17 protein-coding genes are annotated in these 16,197 nt (G+C 71.1%); 11 read left to right on the plus strand and 6 right to left on the minus strand.

Features of this window, described 5'->3' with window-relative positions; all coding sequences use genetic code 11:
* The first annotated feature begins 2 nt into the window (after nt 1-2).
* The 5 genes from EDF28_RS05480 to EDF28_RS05500 all read left to right on the plus strand — a co-directional run bounded on the left by EDF28_RS05480 (nt 3) and on the right by EDF28_RS05500 (nt 6,131).
* A complete protein-coding gene (locus EDF28_RS05480; RefSeq protein ID WP_123937435.1) occupies nt 3-1,055 on the plus strand; it encodes a carbohydrate ABC transporter permease in 1,053 nt (350 codons plus the stop codon).
* Nucleotides 1,052-1,909: a carbohydrate ABC transporter permease gene (locus EDF28_RS05485; protein ID WP_243650121.1), complete on the plus strand. Its 858-nt coding sequence runs from the start codon at nt 1,052-1,054 to the stop codon at nt 1,907-1,909. Before EDF28_RS05480 ends, EDF28_RS05485 begins: the two co-directional genes overlap by 4 nt.
* Nucleotides 1,910-2,201: 292 nt before the next feature.
* Entirely contained in the window at nt 2,202-2,990 is a 789-nt protein-coding gene (locus EDF28_RS05490; protein ID WP_123340051.1) for a DeoR/GlpR family DNA-binding transcription regulator, read from the plus strand.
* Nucleotides 2,987-3,982: a 1-phosphofructokinase family hexose kinase gene (locus EDF28_RS05495; protein ID WP_123937436.1), complete on the plus strand. Its 996-nt coding sequence runs from the start codon at nt 2,987-2,989 to the stop codon at nt 3,980-3,982. The genes EDF28_RS05490 and EDF28_RS05495 overlap by 4 nt, the downstream gene beginning before the upstream one ends.
* A gap of 82 nt (nt 3,983-4,064) precedes the next feature.
* On the plus strand, nt 4,065-6,131 hold the full coding sequence (locus EDF28_RS05500) for a fructose-specific PTS transporter subunit EIIC (RefSeq protein WP_123937437.1): 2,067 nt from the start codon (nt 4,065-4,067) through the stop codon (nt 6,129-6,131).
* 199 nt (nt 6,132-6,330) lie between these two features.
* Here EDF28_RS05500 and EDF28_RS05505 read toward each other — a convergent pair whose 3' ends face one another.
* The gene (locus tag EDF28_RS05505; RefSeq protein WP_123937438.1) at nt 6,331-8,076 is read right to left on the minus strand and encodes a beta-N-acetylhexosaminidase; all 1,746 of its coding nucleotides are present in this window, start codon (nt 8,074-8,076) and stop codon (nt 6,331-6,333) included.
* 36 nt (nt 8,077-8,112) lie between these two features.
* On the opposite strand from EDF28_RS05505, the gene EDF28_RS05510 reads away from it, so the two are divergent.
* Together EDF28_RS05510 and EDF28_RS05515 are read left to right on the plus strand one after the other, a co-directional pair.
* Nucleotides 8,113-9,288: an ROK family transcriptional regulator gene (locus EDF28_RS05510; protein ID WP_185094140.1), complete on the plus strand. Its 1,176-nt coding sequence runs from the start codon at nt 8,113-8,115 to the stop codon at nt 9,286-9,288.
* Nucleotides 9,289-9,339: 51 nt separating this feature from the next.
* Nucleotides 9,340-10,098 (plus strand): DedA family protein, encoded by a 759-nt coding sequence (locus tag EDF28_RS05515; protein ID WP_228504475.1) that lies wholly within the window; start codon nt 9,340-9,342, stop codon nt 10,096-10,098.
* Between the two features lie 11 nt (nt 10,099-10,109).
* Here EDF28_RS05515 and EDF28_RS05520 read toward each other — a convergent pair whose 3' ends face one another.
* Nucleotides 10,110-10,313 carry a DUF2945 domain-containing protein gene (locus EDF28_RS05520; protein WP_123937440.1) on the minus strand — a complete coding sequence of 68 codons (204 nt, stop codon included), beginning with the start codon at nt 10,311-10,313 and terminating at the stop codon, nt 10,110-10,112.
* 201 nt (nt 10,314-10,514) lie between these two features.
* Between EDF28_RS05520 and EDF28_RS05525 the strand changes: the two genes are divergently transcribed.
* Both EDF28_RS05525 and EDF28_RS05530 read left to right on the plus strand, forming a co-directional pair.
* Nucleotides 10,515-11,567 carry a serine/threonine-protein kinase gene (locus EDF28_RS05525; RefSeq protein WP_123293556.1) on the plus strand — a complete coding sequence of 351 codons (1,053 nt, stop codon included), beginning with the start codon at nt 10,515-10,517 and terminating at the stop codon, nt 11,565-11,567.
* Between the two features lie 49 nt (nt 11,568-11,616).
* Nucleotides 11,617-12,240 carry a phosphoribosylanthranilate isomerase gene (locus EDF28_RS05530; RefSeq protein WP_123293557.1) on the plus strand — a complete coding sequence of 208 codons (624 nt, stop codon included), beginning with the start codon at nt 11,617-11,619 and terminating at the stop codon, nt 12,238-12,240.
* A gap of 37 nt (nt 12,241-12,277) precedes the next feature.
* On the opposite strand, the gene EDF28_RS05535 is transcribed toward EDF28_RS05530, so the two are convergent.
* The 3 genes from EDF28_RS05535 to EDF28_RS05545 all read right to left on the minus strand — a co-directional run bounded on the left by EDF28_RS05535 (nt 12,278) and on the right by EDF28_RS05545 (nt 14,226).
* Nucleotides 12,278-13,036 (minus strand): HAD-IIB family hydrolase, encoded by a 759-nt coding sequence (locus EDF28_RS05535; protein ID WP_123937441.1) that lies wholly within the window; start codon nt 13,034-13,036, stop codon nt 12,278-12,280.
* A 100-nt stretch (nt 13,037-13,136) separates the two neighbouring features.
* Nucleotides 13,137-13,550, minus strand: a complete 414-nt coding sequence (locus EDF28_RS05540; RefSeq protein ID WP_111086180.1) for an acyl-CoA thioesterase — start codon at nt 13,548-13,550, stop codon at nt 13,137-13,139.
* A gap of 79 nt (nt 13,551-13,629) precedes the next feature.
* A complete protein-coding gene (locus EDF28_RS05545; protein ID WP_111086179.1) occupies nt 13,630-14,226 on the minus strand; it encodes a nitroreductase family protein in 597 nt (198 codons plus the stop codon).
* A 73-nt stretch (nt 14,227-14,299) separates the two neighbouring features.
* On the opposite strand from EDF28_RS05545, the gene EDF28_RS05550 reads away from it, so the two are divergent.
* Nucleotides 14,300-15,223 carry an AEC family transporter gene (locus tag EDF28_RS05550; protein WP_123937442.1) on the plus strand — a complete coding sequence of 308 codons (924 nt, stop codon included), beginning with the start codon at nt 14,300-14,302 and terminating at the stop codon, nt 15,221-15,223.
* A 222-nt stretch (nt 15,224-15,445) separates the two neighbouring features.
* Entirely contained in the window at nt 15,446-15,853 is a 408-nt protein-coding gene (locus tag EDF28_RS05555) for an aldehyde dehydrogenase (protein WP_123293560.1), read from the plus strand.
* A gap of 9 nt (nt 15,854-15,862) precedes the next feature.
* Here the strand turns inward: EDF28_RS05555 and EDF28_RS05560 are convergent, their stop codons facing one another.
* The gene (locus EDF28_RS05560) at nt 15,863-16,111 is read right to left on the minus strand and encodes a nuclease (RefSeq protein ID WP_123937443.1); all 249 of its coding nucleotides are present in this window, start codon (nt 16,109-16,111) and stop codon (nt 15,863-15,865) included.
* Between the last annotated feature and the right edge of the window lie 86 nt (nt 16,112-16,197).

Raw genomic sequence — 16,197 nt, forward strand, 5'->3', positions numbered from 1 at the left:
CGATGACCTCCACTGCAGAGCAGGCGACCGGTTCGGAGCAGTCCGAGCCGGTCGCCGGCGGCGGGGGGACCGGGGGCGCGGGCGCCGGGGGCACCGGGGGCAGCGGCGGTGCCGGGTTCGGGCGGCCGGTTCGTCCCGGCCGCGGGGCGCGTCGTCGGTCGGCGGTGGCGTCGCGCGCACCGCTCGTCCTGCTGGCGCCCGCGGCGATCCTGCTGCTCGCGCTCGTCGTCTACCCGCTCGTCCGGCTCGTCGTCATCTCGTTCCAGGACTACGGGCTCCGGGCGATCTTCACCGGGGAAGCCGGGTTCGCCGGGGTCTCGAACTACACGAACGTCCTGACCGACGCGTCGTTCTGGCCGGTCATCCTGCGCACCGTCCTGGTCACCGGGGCGATGGTGCTCGGCACGATCGTCATCGGGATGGGCGTCGCGCAGCTGCTCACCCGGTTGGGCGTCGCGATGCGCACCGTGGTCAGCGTCGTGCTCGTGCTGGCCTGGGCGATGCCGAACGTCGCATCGAGCCTGGTGTGGCAGTGGCTGTTCCAGCCCTTCTACGGGGTGCTCAACTGGCTCATCACGCAGCTGCGGGTGTTCGGCGACCACACGCAGGACAACTGGGCGTCGCACCCCGGGCAGGCGTACACGATCGTGCTCACGCTCGTGATCTGGCAGGCCGTGCCGTTCGTCGCCCTGACGCTGTACGCCGCACAGTCGCAGATCGCGCCGGAGTACTACGAGGCCGGGGCGCTCGACGGTGCCTCGACGTGGACGATGTACCGCGCGATCACGCTGCCGGCACTCGCCCCGACGCTGCTGCTCGTGTCGATCCTGTCGGTGATCTGGGACTTCAACGTCTTCAACCAGATCTGGTTGCTCACGAGGGGCGGTCCGGAAGAGGCCACCCTGACGCTGGGCATCTGGACGTTCGTGAAGTCGTTCGTCTCCAACGCGTACGGCCAGGGTGCCGCGATCGCCGTCATCTCGACCGTGATCCTCGGCGCGCTCACCAGCTACTACATCCGCCGGCTCGTCCGCAGCGGGGAGGAGGACCTGTGACCGTCTCGAATGCTGCGCCGGTGCGGGCGCGGAAGCGGAAGCCGCGCGTGGTGGCGAACACCATCGCGGTGGTGTTCTGCCTGGTGTGGGTGTTCCCGATCTACTGGATGGTGAACACCGCCTTCAAGCCAGCGGACGAGGTCACCACCATGACCCCGATCTGGGCACCACTGCACCCCACGCTCGACAACTTCACGCGCGCGCTCACCCAAGAGGGCTTCCTCGTCTACCTGCGGAACTCGACCATCGTCGTGGTGGCCGCCGTGCTGCTGTCGATCGTGGTCGGGTTCCTGGCATCGGCGGCGCTGTCGCGGTTCCGGTTCCGCGGGCGGCGGGCGATCCTGGTCGGCATCCTGTTCGTGCAGATGATCCCGTCGGGCGCACTGCTCATCCCGCTGTTCCTGTCGTTCCAGACGCTCGGTCTGCTCAACAGCTACGTCGGGCTGATCCTGGCGTACGTCGCGAGCGTGCTGCCGTTCTCGATCTGGGTGATGCGCGGGTTCTTCGTAGCTGTACCCGTCGAGATCGAGGAGGCCGCGAAGGTCGACGGGGCCGGCACCTTCCGGATCCTGTGGAGCGTGCTGTTCCCGCTCGTGATGCCGGGAGTCATCGCCACGAGCGTGTTCGCGTTCATCGCGGCGTGGAACGACTACCTGATCGCGTACGTGATGCTCAAGGACCAGGGGATGTACACGCTGCCGGTCTGGCTCGCGGGCTTCTCGACGAACAAGGGCACGGACTTCGGCGGGCTGATGGCGGCGAGCGTGCTGTTCTCGATCCCCGTGGTCGTCTTCTTCCTCATCGTGCAGCGTCGCCTGGTCAGTGGCATGACCGCGGGAGCCGTCAAGGGCTGACGTGCTCGACCGAACACCCCGTCGCACACGCGGCGGGGTGTTCGTGCGTGTGGGGCGTTCGTGCGTGTGGGGTGTTCGTGCGTGTGCCGTCCGTCGAGGTTCCACGACATGCCGCGTGCTGGACGCCGAGGTTCCACGGACGGGCTGTGGGCGCCGCGAGATGCCGAGATTTCGGAACCTCGGGGGAGGGGGCGGGGACGGAGCGGGGGAGCGGGACGAGTGCGGGTGGTTGTGTTTGTGTGGGTTTGTGGCTTATGGTTCCTGAAACCCACGGGAACGAAGGAGTTCGGGCATGTACGCAACCGAGCGGCACGACGCGATCGCAGCAGCGCTGCAGGACGCCGGCCGGGTCTCCGTCGCCGATCTGGCCGAGCACTTCGACGTCACCACCGAGACCGTGCGCCGTGACCTCGACACCCTCGAGTCCGCCGGGGTCCTGCGCCGCGTGCACGGGGGAGCGGTGCCCATCGGCCGCTCGAGCGTCGTCGAACTCTCCGTCGCCGAGCGCGAAGGGCAGCACGGTTCCGCGAAGTCCGAGATCGCCCGAGCCGCGATGCGCCTGGTGCCCTCGACCTTCACCGGCTCGATCGCGATCGACGCCGGCACCACCTGCGCCGCCGTCGCCGCCGAACTCGCACGCTGGGAGCCCGCCACCGCCGGCGCGACCCTCACCGTCATCACGAACTCCGTCCCGATCGCCGCGACCCTGCAGCACAGCGAGCACGTCGAGCTGCACCTGCTCGGTGGCCGGGTGCGCGGGGTCACGAGCGCCGCCGTCGGGACCGCCACCGTCGAGCAGATCAGCGCCCTGCGGCCCGACATCGCGTTCGTCGGCACGAACGGCCTGTCCGCCGGCTTCGGGCTGAGCACCCCGGACGAGTACGAGGCCGCGGTCAAGGGCGCCTACGTCCTCGCCGCCCGCCGAGCCGTCGTGCTCGCCGACGCCGCGAAGCACGGGGTCGAGGCCCTGATGCGCTTCGCCCGGCTCGACGAGATCGACACCGTGGTCACCGACCAGGAGCCGCCGGCCGACCTCGCCGGCGCCCTGACCGACGCCGACGTCGAGGTCGTCGTCGCATGAGCCGCCGCATCGTCACCGTCACGCCGAACCCGAGCCTCGACCGCACCATCGAGCTCTCCGGCGAACTGCAGCGCGGCGCCGTCCAGCGTGCCATCCGCTCCACCGCGGAGCCCGGCGGCAAGGGCGTCAACGTGTCCCGCGTCGTGGTCGCGAGCGGTGGGGACACCATCGCCGTGCTGCCCGGCGACGAGCTCGACCCCGTGCTGCTCGGCCTCGCCACGCGCGGCATCCCGACCGCCGCCCTGCCGATCGGCGCGCCGCTCCGCTCGAACGTCACCGTGACCGAGCCGACCGGCACCACCACGAAGCTCAACGAGCCCGGTCCCTCGCTCGCCGGCCGGCTGGACGACCTGGCCGACCTGGTCGCCGACACGGCCGCGGCGACCGCCACCGGACCCGCCGCCCGCTGGGTGGTCTTCGCCGGATCGCTCCCGCCCGGACTCCCCGACGACGCGCTCGCCGTGCTCGTCCGCGCCGTCCGTGCACGCCATGGTGAGGACGTCCGGATCGCGGTCGACTCGTCCGGCGTCCCGTTCACCGCACTGCTGCAGTCCGGCGAGCGGATCGACCTGGTCAAGCCGAACGCCGAGGAGCTCGCCGAGGTCGTCGGCGGCGACCCCGACACCTACGAGCAGGACCTCGACGCCGCCGTGGCCGCTGCCGAGCGGTTGCGCGACCGGAACGTCGGCTCGGTCCTGCTGACCCTCGGCAGCGCCGGAGCCGTGCTGGTGTCGGACGAGGGTGCCTTCGCCGCCGCAGCACCGCGGATCGTCGCCCGCTCCACCGTCGGCGCGGGGGACTCCTCGCTCGCGGGCTACCTGCTCGCCGAGGTGGCCGGAGCGTCGCCCGAGCAGCGCCTCGCCCAGGCCGTCGCGACCGGAGCCGCCGCAGCAGCCCTGCCCGGCAGCGACGTGCCCGCCCTCGACCACACCGACCCGACGGCGATCTCGGTCCGGGTGCTCACGACGCACCCGGCACCCGAGCCCGCCTGACCCCCGCCCCAGCTCGAACACCCCCACTCCCCGAACACCTGCACGACCCGCGCGATCAGCGCCATTGCGAAGGAGCAAGCACATGTCCGCAGACTCGAGTCCGCGCCTCATCAGCGCCCAGCTCGTCGGCCTCGACGAGGACCTCGGTGCCACCTCGGCCGACGTCATCCGCGTCCTCGCCGACCGCGTCGCCGCGACCGGCCGCGCCGCCGACGGCCGGGTCCTGGCCGAGGACGCCATCAAGCGCGAGGCCAGCGTCGGCACCGGCGTGCCCGGCGGCATCGCGATCCCGCACGCCCGTTCGGCATCGGTGTCCGAGCCGACCCTGGCGTTCGCGCGTCTCGCCCGGAAGGTGTCGTTCGGCGCCCCGGACGGCGACGCCGACATCGTGTTCATGATCGCCGTGCCCGAAGGGGCCGACAAGGACCACCTGACGGTCCTCTCGACCCTGGCCCGTGCGCTCATCCGCGACGACTTCACCGCCGCCCTGCGCGCCGCAGCCACCCCGGACGAGATCGTCCAGCTCGTCGACCGCGAGGTGAGCGGCGAGGTGTCCGAAGCCGGCGTCGGGAAGGCGAGCAGCGCCTCCAGTCCGACCGCCGCACCCGCGCCGGGCCGCAAGGTCTTCGTCGGCGTCACCGCCTGCCCGACCGGCATCGCGCACACCTACATGGCGGCCGACGCCCTCGTCGCCGCGGCGCAGCGCGCCGGTGCCGAGATGCACGTCGAGACCCAGGGGTCCTCGCAGGTCGAGCCCCTCGACCCCGCCCTCATCGCCCGTGCCGACGCCGTCGTGTTCGCGGTCGACGTCGACGTCCGCGACCGCGGTCGCTTCGCCGGCAAGCCGCTCGTTTCCGGACCCGTCAAGCGCGGCGTCGACGAGCCCGACAAGATGATCGCCGAGGCCATTCGTGCCTCGGACGACCCGAACGCCGCACGCGTCCAGGGCGGTGCAGCCGTCGACGGTGCGTCCACCGCCAAGAACGAACACTTCGGCCAGGCGCTCAAGCGCTGGCTGCTCACCGGCGTCAGCTACATGATCCCGTTCGTCGCGGGCGGCGGGCTGCTCATCGCGCTCGGCTTCCTGCTCGCCGGCTACGGCATCGCGCTCACCCACGGTGACGACGGCGTGAACAACGCGGTCTTCGCGCTCCAGCACTACAACCTGGTCGACCTGCCTCCGGAGGGGCTGCGCTACTACCTCGGTGCCGCCGCGTTCCAGATCGGCTCCGTGTCGCTCGGCTTCCTCGTCGCAGCGCTCGCCGGGTACATCGCCTACGCCATGGCCGACCGACCCGGCATCGCGCCCGGCTTCGTCGCCGGTTCCATCGCCGTCTTCATGAACGCCGGGTTCCTCGGTGGCCTGATCGGTGGCCTCATCGCCGGTGCCGCGGCGTACTGGATCGGTCGCATCCCGACCTGGCGCTGGCTGCGTGGCCTGATGCCCGTCGTGATCATCCCGCTGTTCGCCTCGATCATCGCCTCCGGCCTCATGCTGCTCGTGCTCGGTGGACCGATCGCCTGGCTCATGACCCAGCTGACCGAGTTCCTCAACTCGCTGTCCGGCGCCTCGGCGATCCTGCTCGGCATCATCCTCGGCCTGATGATGGCCTTCGACCTCGGCGGCCCGGTCAACAAGGTCGCCTACGCGTTCGCCGTCGCCGGGCTCGGCGCCGGGACCGCCACCAACGTCGTGCCGTTCGAGATCATGGCTGCCGTGATGGCTGCCGGCATGGTGCCGCCGCTCGCCCTGGCACTCGCGTCGACCGTCCTGTACCGCAAGGGCTTCACGAAGCCCGAGCGCGAGAACGGCAAGGCCGCCTGGCTGCTCGGGGCGTCCTTCATCTCCGAGGGAGCGATCCCGTTCGCCGCGGCCGACCCGCTGCGCGTCATCCCGGCGTCGATGGTCGGTGCCGCGGTCACGGGTGCGATCTCGATGGCTGCCGGTGTGACCTCGCGGGCGCCGCACGGTGGGATCTTCGTGTTCTTCGCCATCGGGGACGTCGCGATGTTCATCGTCGCGATCCTGGCCGGCACGATCGTGTCCGCGCTGGTGCTCGTCGGGCTGAAGAAGTTCGTGCGTCGGGCCCCGGCGGCGGACGCCGCCGTGTCCGAGACGGCAGACGACCGCGTGGCCGTCGCCGTGTAGTCGACGTCACCGCGTGACGGACGGGAGGCCCGGTGCCAGCTGGCACCGGGCCTCCCGTCCGTCCGTGGTCGCGACGCACCGCCGGCCGCACGTCGGGCGGTCACGTTCCGTCGCTGGCGTGGCGCCCAAAAGACGAGACGTGACCGCGCGCCGGCACTGAACGGGGTGTCGTGACCACGCGAGGAGCACGCGCGTCCCGCTACTCGGCGATGTTCGCGGTGATCGCGTCGATGTAGGCGGCGCGGTCCTCGCGCGAGTGCGGCCGCCCCGGGACGCCCGGCCGCTGCTCCCACGGGAACGGCCCGGCCTCGTGCCGGTACTCGATCCCCATCGCCTCGAGCCGCGCGGTGTGCTCGGCCAACCGCCCGCGGAACTCGGCGACGTCGCGCGGTCCGGTGACGTCCGCCGACCAGAGCGCCTCGGCCAACGCCGCCACCCGCGGGAACAGCTGGTAGTCGAGCTTCCGGGCGGTGTCGACGTGCTCGGTCCACATGTTGCCCTGGCCGCCGATGACGTGGGCGCGCTCGGACTCGGTCAGGCCGGACGGCACCGGGTCGAAGCCGAAGACGTCGTCGACCGTCAGCACGATGGACACCGGGATCGGTTCGGTCGCCAGGTCGCTCTGGCGGTAGTCGAGGTAGGCCTGGTCGTCGGGCGACGAGATGACGTCGTGCCCGCGCTTCGCCGCCGTCCGCGCACCGGTCAGACCGCGCCACGACACGATGGTCGCCGAGGGGTCGAGGGTGCCGCCCTCGAGGATCTCGTCCCAGCCGAACGCCTGCCGCCCGAGCGAGGCGACGTGTGCCGCGAGCTGCCCGATGATCCAGGCCTGCAGCTGCTCTTCGTCCTCGAGCCCGAGTGAACGCATGCGCTCCTGCGTGCGGGGGTCCTCGACCCACTGCACCTTCGGGCACTCGTCGCCGCCGATGCCGATGTAGCGCGAGGGGAAGAGCGCGATGACCTCGTCGAGGACGTCCTTGAAGAAGTCGACGGTGCTGTCGTCGGCGTTCAGGACGTCGTCGGCGATGCCCCACTCGGTCCAGACCTCCACCGGCGTCTCGGGGTGCACGCCGAGCGACGGGTAGGCGGCCAGCGCGGCACGGACGTGTCCGGGGGTCTCGATCTCGGGGACGACGGTGACGAACCGGTCTGCCGCGTAGGCGACGATCTCGCGGATGTCGTCCTGCGTGTAGTAGCCGCCGTGCGGGCGGCCGTCGAACGATGCCGGGCGCAGCACGCCGTCGGCGTCGGGGACGTGTGCGCCCACCTGGGACTCGCGGCGCCACGACCCGACCTCGGTCAGGCGCGGGTACTTCCGGATCTCGATGCGCCAGCCCTGGTCCTCCGTCAGGTGGAAGTGCAGCCGGTTGATCCGGTGCGCCGCGAGCTGGTCGACGACGCGCATGACCTCGTGCTTGGTGCGGAAGTGCCGCGCGACGTCGAGCATGACGCCGCGCCAGGCGAAGGCGGGGGCGTCCTCGACGATGGTGGACGGGACGGACCACGGCCCGGTGCCGACGCGGCCGCTCCGGTACACGTCGGCGGGCAGCAGTTGGAGGAGCGCCTGGACGCCGTAGAACACGCCGGCGGCCGAGCCGCCCGCGACGTCGACACCGTCGGGTGTGACGGTCAGGCGGAAGGACTCGGCGCGCTCGCCCTCGGGCGACGGCGGACCGGCGGGCAGGGAGGGGTCGTCGGTGACGCGCAGCGAGATGACGCCCGTCCGCACCGACCCGTCGGCGGAGGCCGCCCCGTCGACGGCCACGTCCTCCGCTGCGTCGCGGACCGGCTGGCCGGTCGACGCCCGGAGCGTCTGCTGCAGGTACAGTCGGACCGATCCGCTCGCTGCGTCCGCTGCGATGCGGGTCGACGGGGTGATCTCGAAGGCGCCGGTGCCGGGGACGGCGCGGCGCGGTCGTGGGATGAGCATGTCGGAGTCCACCATTCCTCAATGATCTTTCGTAATGTGGAGGCTATGGCCGTGGACGAGACCGTGTCAACGATCCCGAGTGTCGTGGGGACGACGCCGGGTGTGCTCCGACTCATGAACTCCCGGGCCATCCTCGACGAGCTCCTGCGCGACGACGCGTCGCGCACCGTGACCGAGCTCAGCCGCACCGTCGGGCTCTCCCGCCCCACGGTCGAGGCGGCGCTCGCAGACCTGGTCGACGAGGGCTGGGTGACCGAGGCCGAGGCGATCGCCACCCCGAACAAGGCCGGCCGCCGGGCCAAGCGCTTCGCCGCGGACGCCACCGCCGGTTCCGTGCTCGGCGTCGACCTCGGACTGCACGGCATCGTCGGCATCCGCGCCGACCTGCGCGGGAACACCCTCACCCGGGTCGAGGAGCGCTACGCCGACCTCGCCGACGCGGAGCAGGCCTGGACGAGCGTGCAGGACGTCGTCCGCCGCCTGACGGCCGACTCGGAGGCGTCCCCGGTCCTCGCCGCCACGTTCGGCGTCCCCGCCGTCGTCGACCGCGCCGGCGAGATCGACTACACGGTCGCGGTGCCCGAGTGGGTCGAGCGCCGCGTGCCCGGCCGGATCCAGGACCTCTTCCCCGGCATCGCGACGTTCTTCGACAACGACGCCAAGCTCGCCGCCACCGCCGAGGCGATGTGGGGGCGCTTCCGGGGCGTCCAGGATGGCCTGTACCTGGTGATGGGTCGGCAGATCGGTGCGGCCTACGTCATCGACGGGGCGTTGGCGCGCGGGGCGCGTGGTGCGGCTGGCGAGATGGGCGGCCTGGCCTCGACCGGGTGGCCCGGTGCGCCCGCCCGCCTGGAGGCCCGGATCACGTCCGACACGGACCTCGAGTCGGTCTTCGCCGCAGCCGGGCGCGGGGGCGCAGCGCCGGGTCGCGTCGGCGAGGACGGTCCGGACCCGGCGGCGGTCGACGTCGTCCGCGCCTTCGCGGACGACGTGGCACCGGGCGTCGTGCAGCTCGTCACGACGATCGACCCCGAGATCGTGGTCGTCGGGGGCGAGGTCCTGCCGGCGGCGTCGGTGTTCGCCGAGGCGCTCGCCGCGGTGGTCATGCCCCAGCTCCGGCACCCCGTCGAGATCGTGCCGTCGACGGTGGGTCGCGACGCCGTCGCCCGCGGTGCCCTCGCGCGGTCGCTGACGCACGTGCGGACCTCGCACATGGGACTCGGCTGACGTTCAGGTACCGCGCCGGGTCCTGACAGGGCGCTCAGGGATGCTGGGGGCATGACGACTGCCGTGACCGCCCGTGCCATGACCGTCGCCACCGGCGACTCCACCGCTCCCTCGGACCTCGGCGGACTCTCCGGCCTCGTGCTCCAGATCATCGACGCCCTGGGGGAGTGGGGCGTCGCGCTCATGCTCTTCATCGAGACGGTGTTCCCGCCGATCCCGTCCGAGCTCATCCTGCCGCTGGCCGGGTTCCTGGCGGGCGCCGGCCAGATGAACCTCGTCCTCGTCCTCGTGCTGGCGACGCTCGGGTCCTACCTCGGTGCGCTGGTGCTCTACTGGCTCGGCGCGAAGATCGGGTTCGAGCGCACCACGCGGTGGTTCGGCAAGCTCCCCTTGGTCGACGAGGACGACTTCCGCAAGGCCGCCGCGTGGTTCCACCGGCACGGCAAGAGCGCCGTGTTCTTCGGCCGGTTCGTCCCGATCGTGCGGAGCCTCATCTCACTGCCCGCCGGTGCTGACCGCATGCACCTCGGCACGTTCTCGGTGTTCACGATCATCGCGAGCGGCATCTGGAACAGCGCCCTGGTGCTGCTCGGTGCCGCGTTCGGCTCCCAGTACGACCGCGTCGAGCAGTACACCGAGTGGATCGACCGGGTGCTCTACGTCGCGATCGCGGTCGTCGTGGTCACGTTCGTGGTCCGGCGGGTCCGACGGTGGCGGGCAGACCGCCGCGCGGACGGAGGTGGCAACGGCGACGGTGCCGCGAGCGGGGGCGCACGAGGTCGTCGTCGCGCCGAGCCCGCCCGCGACTGAGTCGGTCGTCGTCAGGCCTTGGTCAGCGCCGACTCCTTGTGCGCGGCCTGCTTCCCGCTCTTCTCCGACTCGACGATCCAGTACGGATCGTCGTCGGTCGGCTTGAACGTCTGACCGTCGAACTCGAAGTCGCTCGTGCGCTTCCGCACGAGTTTCCCGGTCGTCCGTCCCTGCGAGGTGTTCCAGTGCACCTCGTCACCCTTCGTCAGTGCCATCGCTGTCCTCCTTGCGTGATCGCTCACCCTGGTCGGAGGTCGAACGGTACCCTGATGCATCCGCATGAACACAGGGAAGTACGCCGATCACGATGTCATAACACCCGCCCAAAAGCGGGGTCGGACGCGTACCGTTTCTCGTGAGCCAACACGCCGGCAGCAGCCGCGGAACCTGCGGCTCCCGACGGAACGACGGACACCATGACCCTGCTCGACGGCTTGCGGACGGAGACGGTCCTGTCGGGCCGGTACCGACTGGTGAAGCTCATCGGCACGGGTGGCATGGGGACCGTCTACGAAGCCCGCGACGAGCACACCTACCGCGCCGTCGCCGTGAAGCTCTTCGCGACGCCGGACAAGATGACGACGGCCGACCGCGTCCGGCAGGAGCGCGAGATCCGGCTCCTCAGCATGCTGTCCCACCCCGGGCTCATCCCGCTCTACGACGCCGGCACGCACGACTTCCCCGACGGCCCGCACCGGTTCATCGTGATGGAGCTCATCGCCGACACGACGCTGCTCCGCCGACTGTCCGAGGGGGCCCTGCACAACTACGAGGTGGCCGACCTCGGCGCCCAGCTCGCCGACGCCCTGGCCTACGTGCACTCGCGCGGCATCGTGCACCGGGACGTCAAGCCCGCCAACATCCTGATCAGCGACGAGGGCTCGTCCGGCTTCGCCCGGACCGTGAAGCTCACCGACTTCGGCGTCGCGCACTTCGTCGACGGCTCGCGCCTGACGAACGACGGCACGATCATCGGCACGGCGGCGTACCTGAGCCCCGAGCAGGTCGCGGGTGAGCCGATCAGCTTCGCCACCGACGTGTACTCGCTCGGACTGGTGCTGCTCGAGTCCCTGACCGGCAAGCAGGAGTACTCCGGCACCCTGATCGAGGCGGCACTGGCCCGCCTGCGGCACGACCCCGAGATCCCGGACGACGTCGCCTCGGAGTGGCGCGAACTGCTCAGCCGGATGACCGCCCGCGACCCGGAGCGTCGTCCGACCGCGGTGGCGATCGCGAACGCCCTGCGGGGCGGCTCCACGCAGGTCACCGGCCCGGTGCCGCTCGGACCCGAGCGCGTCAAGCACCAGCGCGACCACCGGATGCACCGTGCGGCCCACCGGCACGCGAAGCGCGGGACCTTCTCGGCCGTCCGCCGCTGGCGTCGGCGGAACGTGCTCGTCGGCTCGTTCGCGGCGTTCGGCGTGCTGGTCGCGTGCGGCTCCGCCTACGTCGCCGGCATGCTGCACTGACGTCGCGAGCTCGTCCCGTTCGTCCGTGGTCCCTGGCAGGATGGACAGCATGACCGACCAGCGCTGGATCAAGATCTGCGGCCTGTCGACGCCCGACACCGTGGACGCCGCCGTCGACGCGGGCGCCGACGCGGTCGGGTTCGTCTTCGCCGCGAACAGCCCCCGCACCGTGACGGCCGACCTGGCGAAGGAACTCGTCGAACGGCTGCCGGACGGCATCGACGCCGTCGGGGTCTTCCGCGACCAGAAGATCGACGAGATCGTCGGCATCGCGTCCGAGGTCGGGCTCACCACCCTGCAGCTGCACGGTGGCGAAGCCGCGACCGACTTCGCCCGGGCCCGCGACGCCGGCTTCTTCACCATCCGGGCCCTCGCGGCCGAGGACTACCTGCGTGAGACCGCCGAGCAGCGCGCCTCGTACGACCACGACCTGCTGTTGCTCGACGCCGCCGTGCCGGGCAGCGGTCGGCTGATCGACCCCGCCGTGATCGAGGGCGGGATCGACGAGGCCTGGATCCTCGCGGGCGGCCTGACCCCCGCCAACGTCGTCGCCGCGGTCGAGGCGCTCGACCCCGACGGTGTCGACGTGTCGAGCGGCGTGGAGTCCGAGCGCGGCGTGAAGGACCCGGCCAAGATCCGCGCGTTCGTCGAGGCCGTCCGCAGCCTGGGCTGACGCGGGGTCAGCTGCCGCGCCGTCGGCTGCCGCGCGGTCAGCGCAGGGTCGGGATGAGCTCGGTCAGGAAGGCGTCGGTGTCCTCCCAGCCCTCGACCGCGTGGCACGGCACACCGAGGGCCTTCACCGGGTAGTCGTTGCCCTCGGGGTCGAGCCGGTCGCCGACGAAGAGCATGTCGTCGAGCGCGATGCCGGTGATCTCGGCGAGACGCTGCATGCCGTACGCCTTGTCGATGCCCTTGCGGGTGATGTCGACGCTGGTCGAGCCGCCGGATCGCACCTCGAGGTCGGGGAGCTCCGCCTGCACGCGTCGACGGAGGTCGTCCTTCTTCGCGCCGGTCGGGTCCCACTGCTTCTTGACGTCGACCGGAGCGGCCTGGCCGAGCGCGGAGAACGTGATCTGCGAGCCGCGGTCCTCGAGGATGTCACCCCAGGTCTCGGACTCCCAGTAGCCGGCGTCCTTCGCGACGGACTCGACCGCTGCGAGGGCGCGTGCCTTCTGGTCGTCGGTGAGGTCCTCGGCGTACTGCAGGGCCCAGTCGTCGTCGGCCCAGCGGTAGTACCGCGTGCCGCACGTCGGCAGGAGGTGCAGGTCGTCGAGGGTCAGGCCGTCGCGGTGGCGGAGCGGGGTGACGAGCTGCTGCTCGAACTGCGTGAAGTTGCCGCCGGAGATGACCGCGACCGGCACGACCTCGAGCAGGGACGCGAAGGTCTCGAGCATGCGGGGGTCGAGGGAGGACTTCGACGGGGCGAGGGTGTCGTCCAGGTCGAAGGCGACGAGGCGGGGCGTGGTCATGCCCCGATCCTGCCAGAGGCCACCGATCACGTGCCGGGTGCGGTGCTCACCGCGCCCGGCACGTGCGCGATGTCTGCGGGGTCACGCGCGGTCACGCGGGTCAGGCGCGGTGCGTCGCGGGGACCCGGTCGCGGTCGTACGTGATGTCCGTGTAGCCGTGCGGCGCCGGGTTGCCGTCGTCGTCGAGGTTCACGAACACGACCTCGTCGATGGTGAGGATGCTGCGGTGCGTGAAGAGGTTCCGCGCCTCGGCCCGCATCGTGAGCGAGCTGCGGCCGAAGCGGGTGGCGACGAGGCCGATCTCGACGATGTCGCCCTCCTTCGCCGAGGACACGAACTCGATCTCCGACATGTACTTCGTGACGACCTTGCCGTTGCCGAGTTGGATGATCGCGTAGACCGCGGCCTCTTCGTCGATCCAGCGGAGCAGGCTGCCGCCGAACAGGGTGCCGTTGGCGTTGAGGTCCTCGGGGCGGACCCACTTGCGCGTGTAGAAGTTCATCTCGGGCTGCATGTCACGACATTCTACGCGGCAGCGGGTACGGCAGCGGCCGCGCCCCGGTGGGGACGCGGCCGCGTGCTGGTACCGCGGACTACTCCTTGACGAGCACGACCTCGTCGAGGGGCAGGCGGGTGCGCGGTGCGACCTCGCGCTCGGCCGCCTTCTCGTCGAGCTGCGACGGGTGCGCGACGGTGCCGATGGCGGTCACGGTGAAGGGCAGGAAGCGCTCCGGCAGGTCGAACGCGGCGCGCAGGCCCGCGGCGTCGATGCCCGCCATCTGGTGCACGTGCAGGCCCTCGGCGTGCGCCTGGACGGTGAGCGCCGCGAGCGACTGGCCGAGGTCGTACTGCGCGAAGGGACGCTCGTCGCCGTCCTCGGTCACGGTCTCGAGCACGCCGACGACGAGGGCGCTGGCACGGAAGGCCCAGGCGGCGTTGAAGCCGAGCAGGTTCTCGTTGATCTTGCGGAACGTCTCGGTGCCACGACGGCCCGCGATGAAGCGGCGGGGCTGGAAGTTCATCGCCGACGCGGCCCAGCGGGCGGCCTCGAGGACGGCGTCGAACTGCTCGTCCGAGATCGTCGCGGTCTCGTCGTAGGAACGGGGGCTCCAGCGCTCTTCGAGCAGGGGTACGAGGGGCTGGCTGGAGTCGGTGGACCGGGTGAGGGTGTCGGCGTTCGTCGAGGTCATGGTGCCTGCAACGGTATTCGATGCGAACGCATTTCCGACCTGAGCGACGTCACATGGTGCAAGGATGGACGCGATGGGTGGCGTGTTGACCGGCTTCGCGATCATCGGCGCGATCATCGCCGGTGGGTACGTCGTCGGGCGCATCGGACTGCTCGGCCCGCACGCGCAGTTCGTGATGAGTCGCCTCGCGTTCTTCGTGCTCATGCCCTGCCTGCTCTTCCACACCATCGCCTCGGCCGACATCGAGTCGCTGCTGTCCCCGATGCTCTGGGTCTCGCTGCTGAGCGCCGCCGTGGTCGCACTCGGAGCGGCGGCCGTCTTCCGGTTCGTGCTGCGGCGACCGGTCACCACCACGACGGTCGGGGCCCTTGCCGCGAGCTACGTCAACGCGAACAACATCGGCCTGCCGGTCGCCGTGTACGTGCTCGGGCAGGCGACCGCGGTCGTGCCGGTGATCCTGCTGCAGCTCATCGTCATCGCGCCGGTCGCGTTGACGATCCTCGACGCCGCGACCTCGGGCGCCGGCGGCTGGGGACGCCGGATCTCCGGGCCGTTCCGGAACCCGATCATCATCGCCTCGCTGGTCGGCCTGGTGTTCTCGGCGACCGGCACCACGCTGCCCGACCCGGTGCTCGAGCCGTTCTCGCTGGTCGGCGCTGCTGCCGTGCCCGTCGTCCTGCTGTCGTTCGGGATGAGCCTGCACGGTGCCGCGCCGCTGCGGGACCCGGCGATCCGGACGGACGTCATCGTGGCGTCGTCGATCAAGCTCGTGGTGATGCCGGCGGTCGCGTACGTGTTCGCACGGTTCGTGTTCGGGCTCGGCGACCAGGACGTCTTCGTGCTCACGACCCTGGCGGCGTTGCCGGCGGCGCAGAACGTGTTCAACTACGCGCAGCGGTACGACGCGGCGGTCCCCGTCGCCCGCGACGTGGTGCTCATCTCGACGATCGGCTCGGTCCCCGTCCTGGTCGCGATCGCGGCCCTGCTGCACCCGTAGCGCGCCCTGGACGCACCGCGAGGCGGACGGGAGGCCCGTGGCGGGGCCGCCCCGTGCCTCCCGTCCGCCGTGGGGTCGCGTGCACCGCGGATGGTGAGCAGAAATGGTCGGGTCGCGGTCACCGACCCGACCATTGCTGCTCACGAAGCGCATCGGGGGCGCGCGTACGCTGACACCCACGGGGCGGACCCGCCTCGGGACCACGACGGACGGAGACCTCCGATGGACACGATGGCGATGATGAAGAACATGTCGATGACGGACATGCCCATGGAGATGGACATGGACGTGATGCAGGACACGATGATGGCGATGAACGCCGCGTCGATGGCCGCCACGATGTGCTCCGCGAGCGACATGCGCATGGGCGGCGAGATGGCCACGTGCGCCGCGATGTGCTCCAACACGGCGATGATGGCCGACACCGGCATGCGGATGATGATGCGTCCGGCAGGCATGGACCTGCCGAGCATGCAGGCGATGCTCATGGCCGTGATGACGATGGGCACGATGTGTGCCGCCGAGTGCCGGAAGCACATGGACATGGACGAGTCGTGCCGGTACTGCGCCATGGCCTGCGACGAGATGGTCGCGAAGTGCGAGGCGATGCTTGCCTCGATGTCTGCCTGAGCCGACGGGCTACGCGCTGCGTGCCGTGGTCTGACGACCGCCGGCGCTGAGGATCTCCGCCACAGGGTGGTGGGCGACCGGATCGCCGACCGACAAGAAGGCGTCGGCGTCCGCCACCCGGAGCTGGGTCACGCCGCCGTCCAGGAACACCACGACGGCGTCGGCGGGACGGGTCTCGACGACGATTCCGTCGCGCCAGGCGCCGGGGGCCGCGTTCGCCATGACGCGCTGGATGGGAAGGATCGTCGTGCGGGACATGGCTTCACCTGCTCTCGAAGGGGTTCGGTGCAGGAAATCTACGTCGGCGCCGTCACCTGCTCAACGAGGGCGGACGCCGGGCGTAA

Source organism: Curtobacterium sp. PhB137, from assembly GCF_003814955.1.
Taxonomy (GTDB): domain Bacteria; phylum Actinomycetota; class Actinomycetes; order Actinomycetales; family Microbacteriaceae; genus Curtobacterium.

Coding starts and splice junctions, on each gene's coding strand:
- EDF28_RS05480 (WP_123937435.1), top strand. CDS start 3: ATGACCTCCACTGCAGAGCAGGCGACCGGTTCGGAGCAGTCCGAGCCG.
- EDF28_RS05490 (WP_123340051.1), top strand. CDS start 2,202: ATGTACGCAACCGAGCGGCACGACGCGATCGCAGCAGCGCTGCAGGAC.
- EDF28_RS05495 (WP_123937436.1), top strand. CDS start 2,987: ATGAGCCGCCGCATCGTCACCGTCACGCCGAACCCGAGCCTCGACCGC.
- EDF28_RS05500 (WP_123937437.1), top strand. CDS start 4,065: ATGTCCGCAGACTCGAGTCCGCGCCTCATCAGCGCCCAGCTCGTCGGC.
- EDF28_RS05505 (WP_123937438.1), bottom strand. CDS start 8,076: ATGGTGGACTCCGACATGCTCATCCCACGACCGCGCCGCGCCGTCCCC.
- EDF28_RS05515 (WP_228504475.1), top strand. CDS start 9,340: ATGACGACTGCCGTGACCGCCCGTGCCATGACCGTCGCCACCGGCGAC.
- EDF28_RS05520 (WP_123937440.1), bottom strand. CDS start 10,313: ATGGCACTGACGAAGGGTGACGAGGTGCACTGGAACACCTCGCAGGGA.
- EDF28_RS05525 (WP_123293556.1), top strand. CDS start 10,515: ATGACCCTGCTCGACGGCTTGCGGACGGAGACGGTCCTGTCGGGCCGG.
- EDF28_RS05530 (WP_123293557.1), top strand. CDS start 11,617: ATGACCGACCAGCGCTGGATCAAGATCTGCGGCCTGTCGACGCCCGAC.
- EDF28_RS05535 (WP_123937441.1), bottom strand. CDS start 13,036: ATGACCACGCCCCGCCTCGTCGCCTTCGACCTGGACGACACCCTCGCC.
- EDF28_RS05540 (WP_111086180.1), bottom strand. CDS start 13,550: ATGCAGCCCGAGATGAACTTCTACACGCGCAAGTGGGTCCGCCCCGAG.
- EDF28_RS05545 (WP_111086179.1), bottom strand. CDS start 14,226: ATGACCTCGACGAACGCCGACACCCTCACCCGGTCCACCGACTCCAGC.
- EDF28_RS05550 (WP_123937442.1), top strand. CDS start 14,300: ATGGGTGGCGTGTTGACCGGCTTCGCGATCATCGGCGCGATCATCGCC.
- EDF28_RS05555 (WP_123293560.1), top strand. CDS start 15,446: ATGGACACGATGGCGATGATGAAGAACATGTCGATGACGGACATGCCC.
- EDF28_RS05560 (WP_123937443.1), bottom strand. CDS start 16,111: ATGTCCCGCACGACGATCCTTCCCATCCAGCGCGTCATGGCGAACGCG.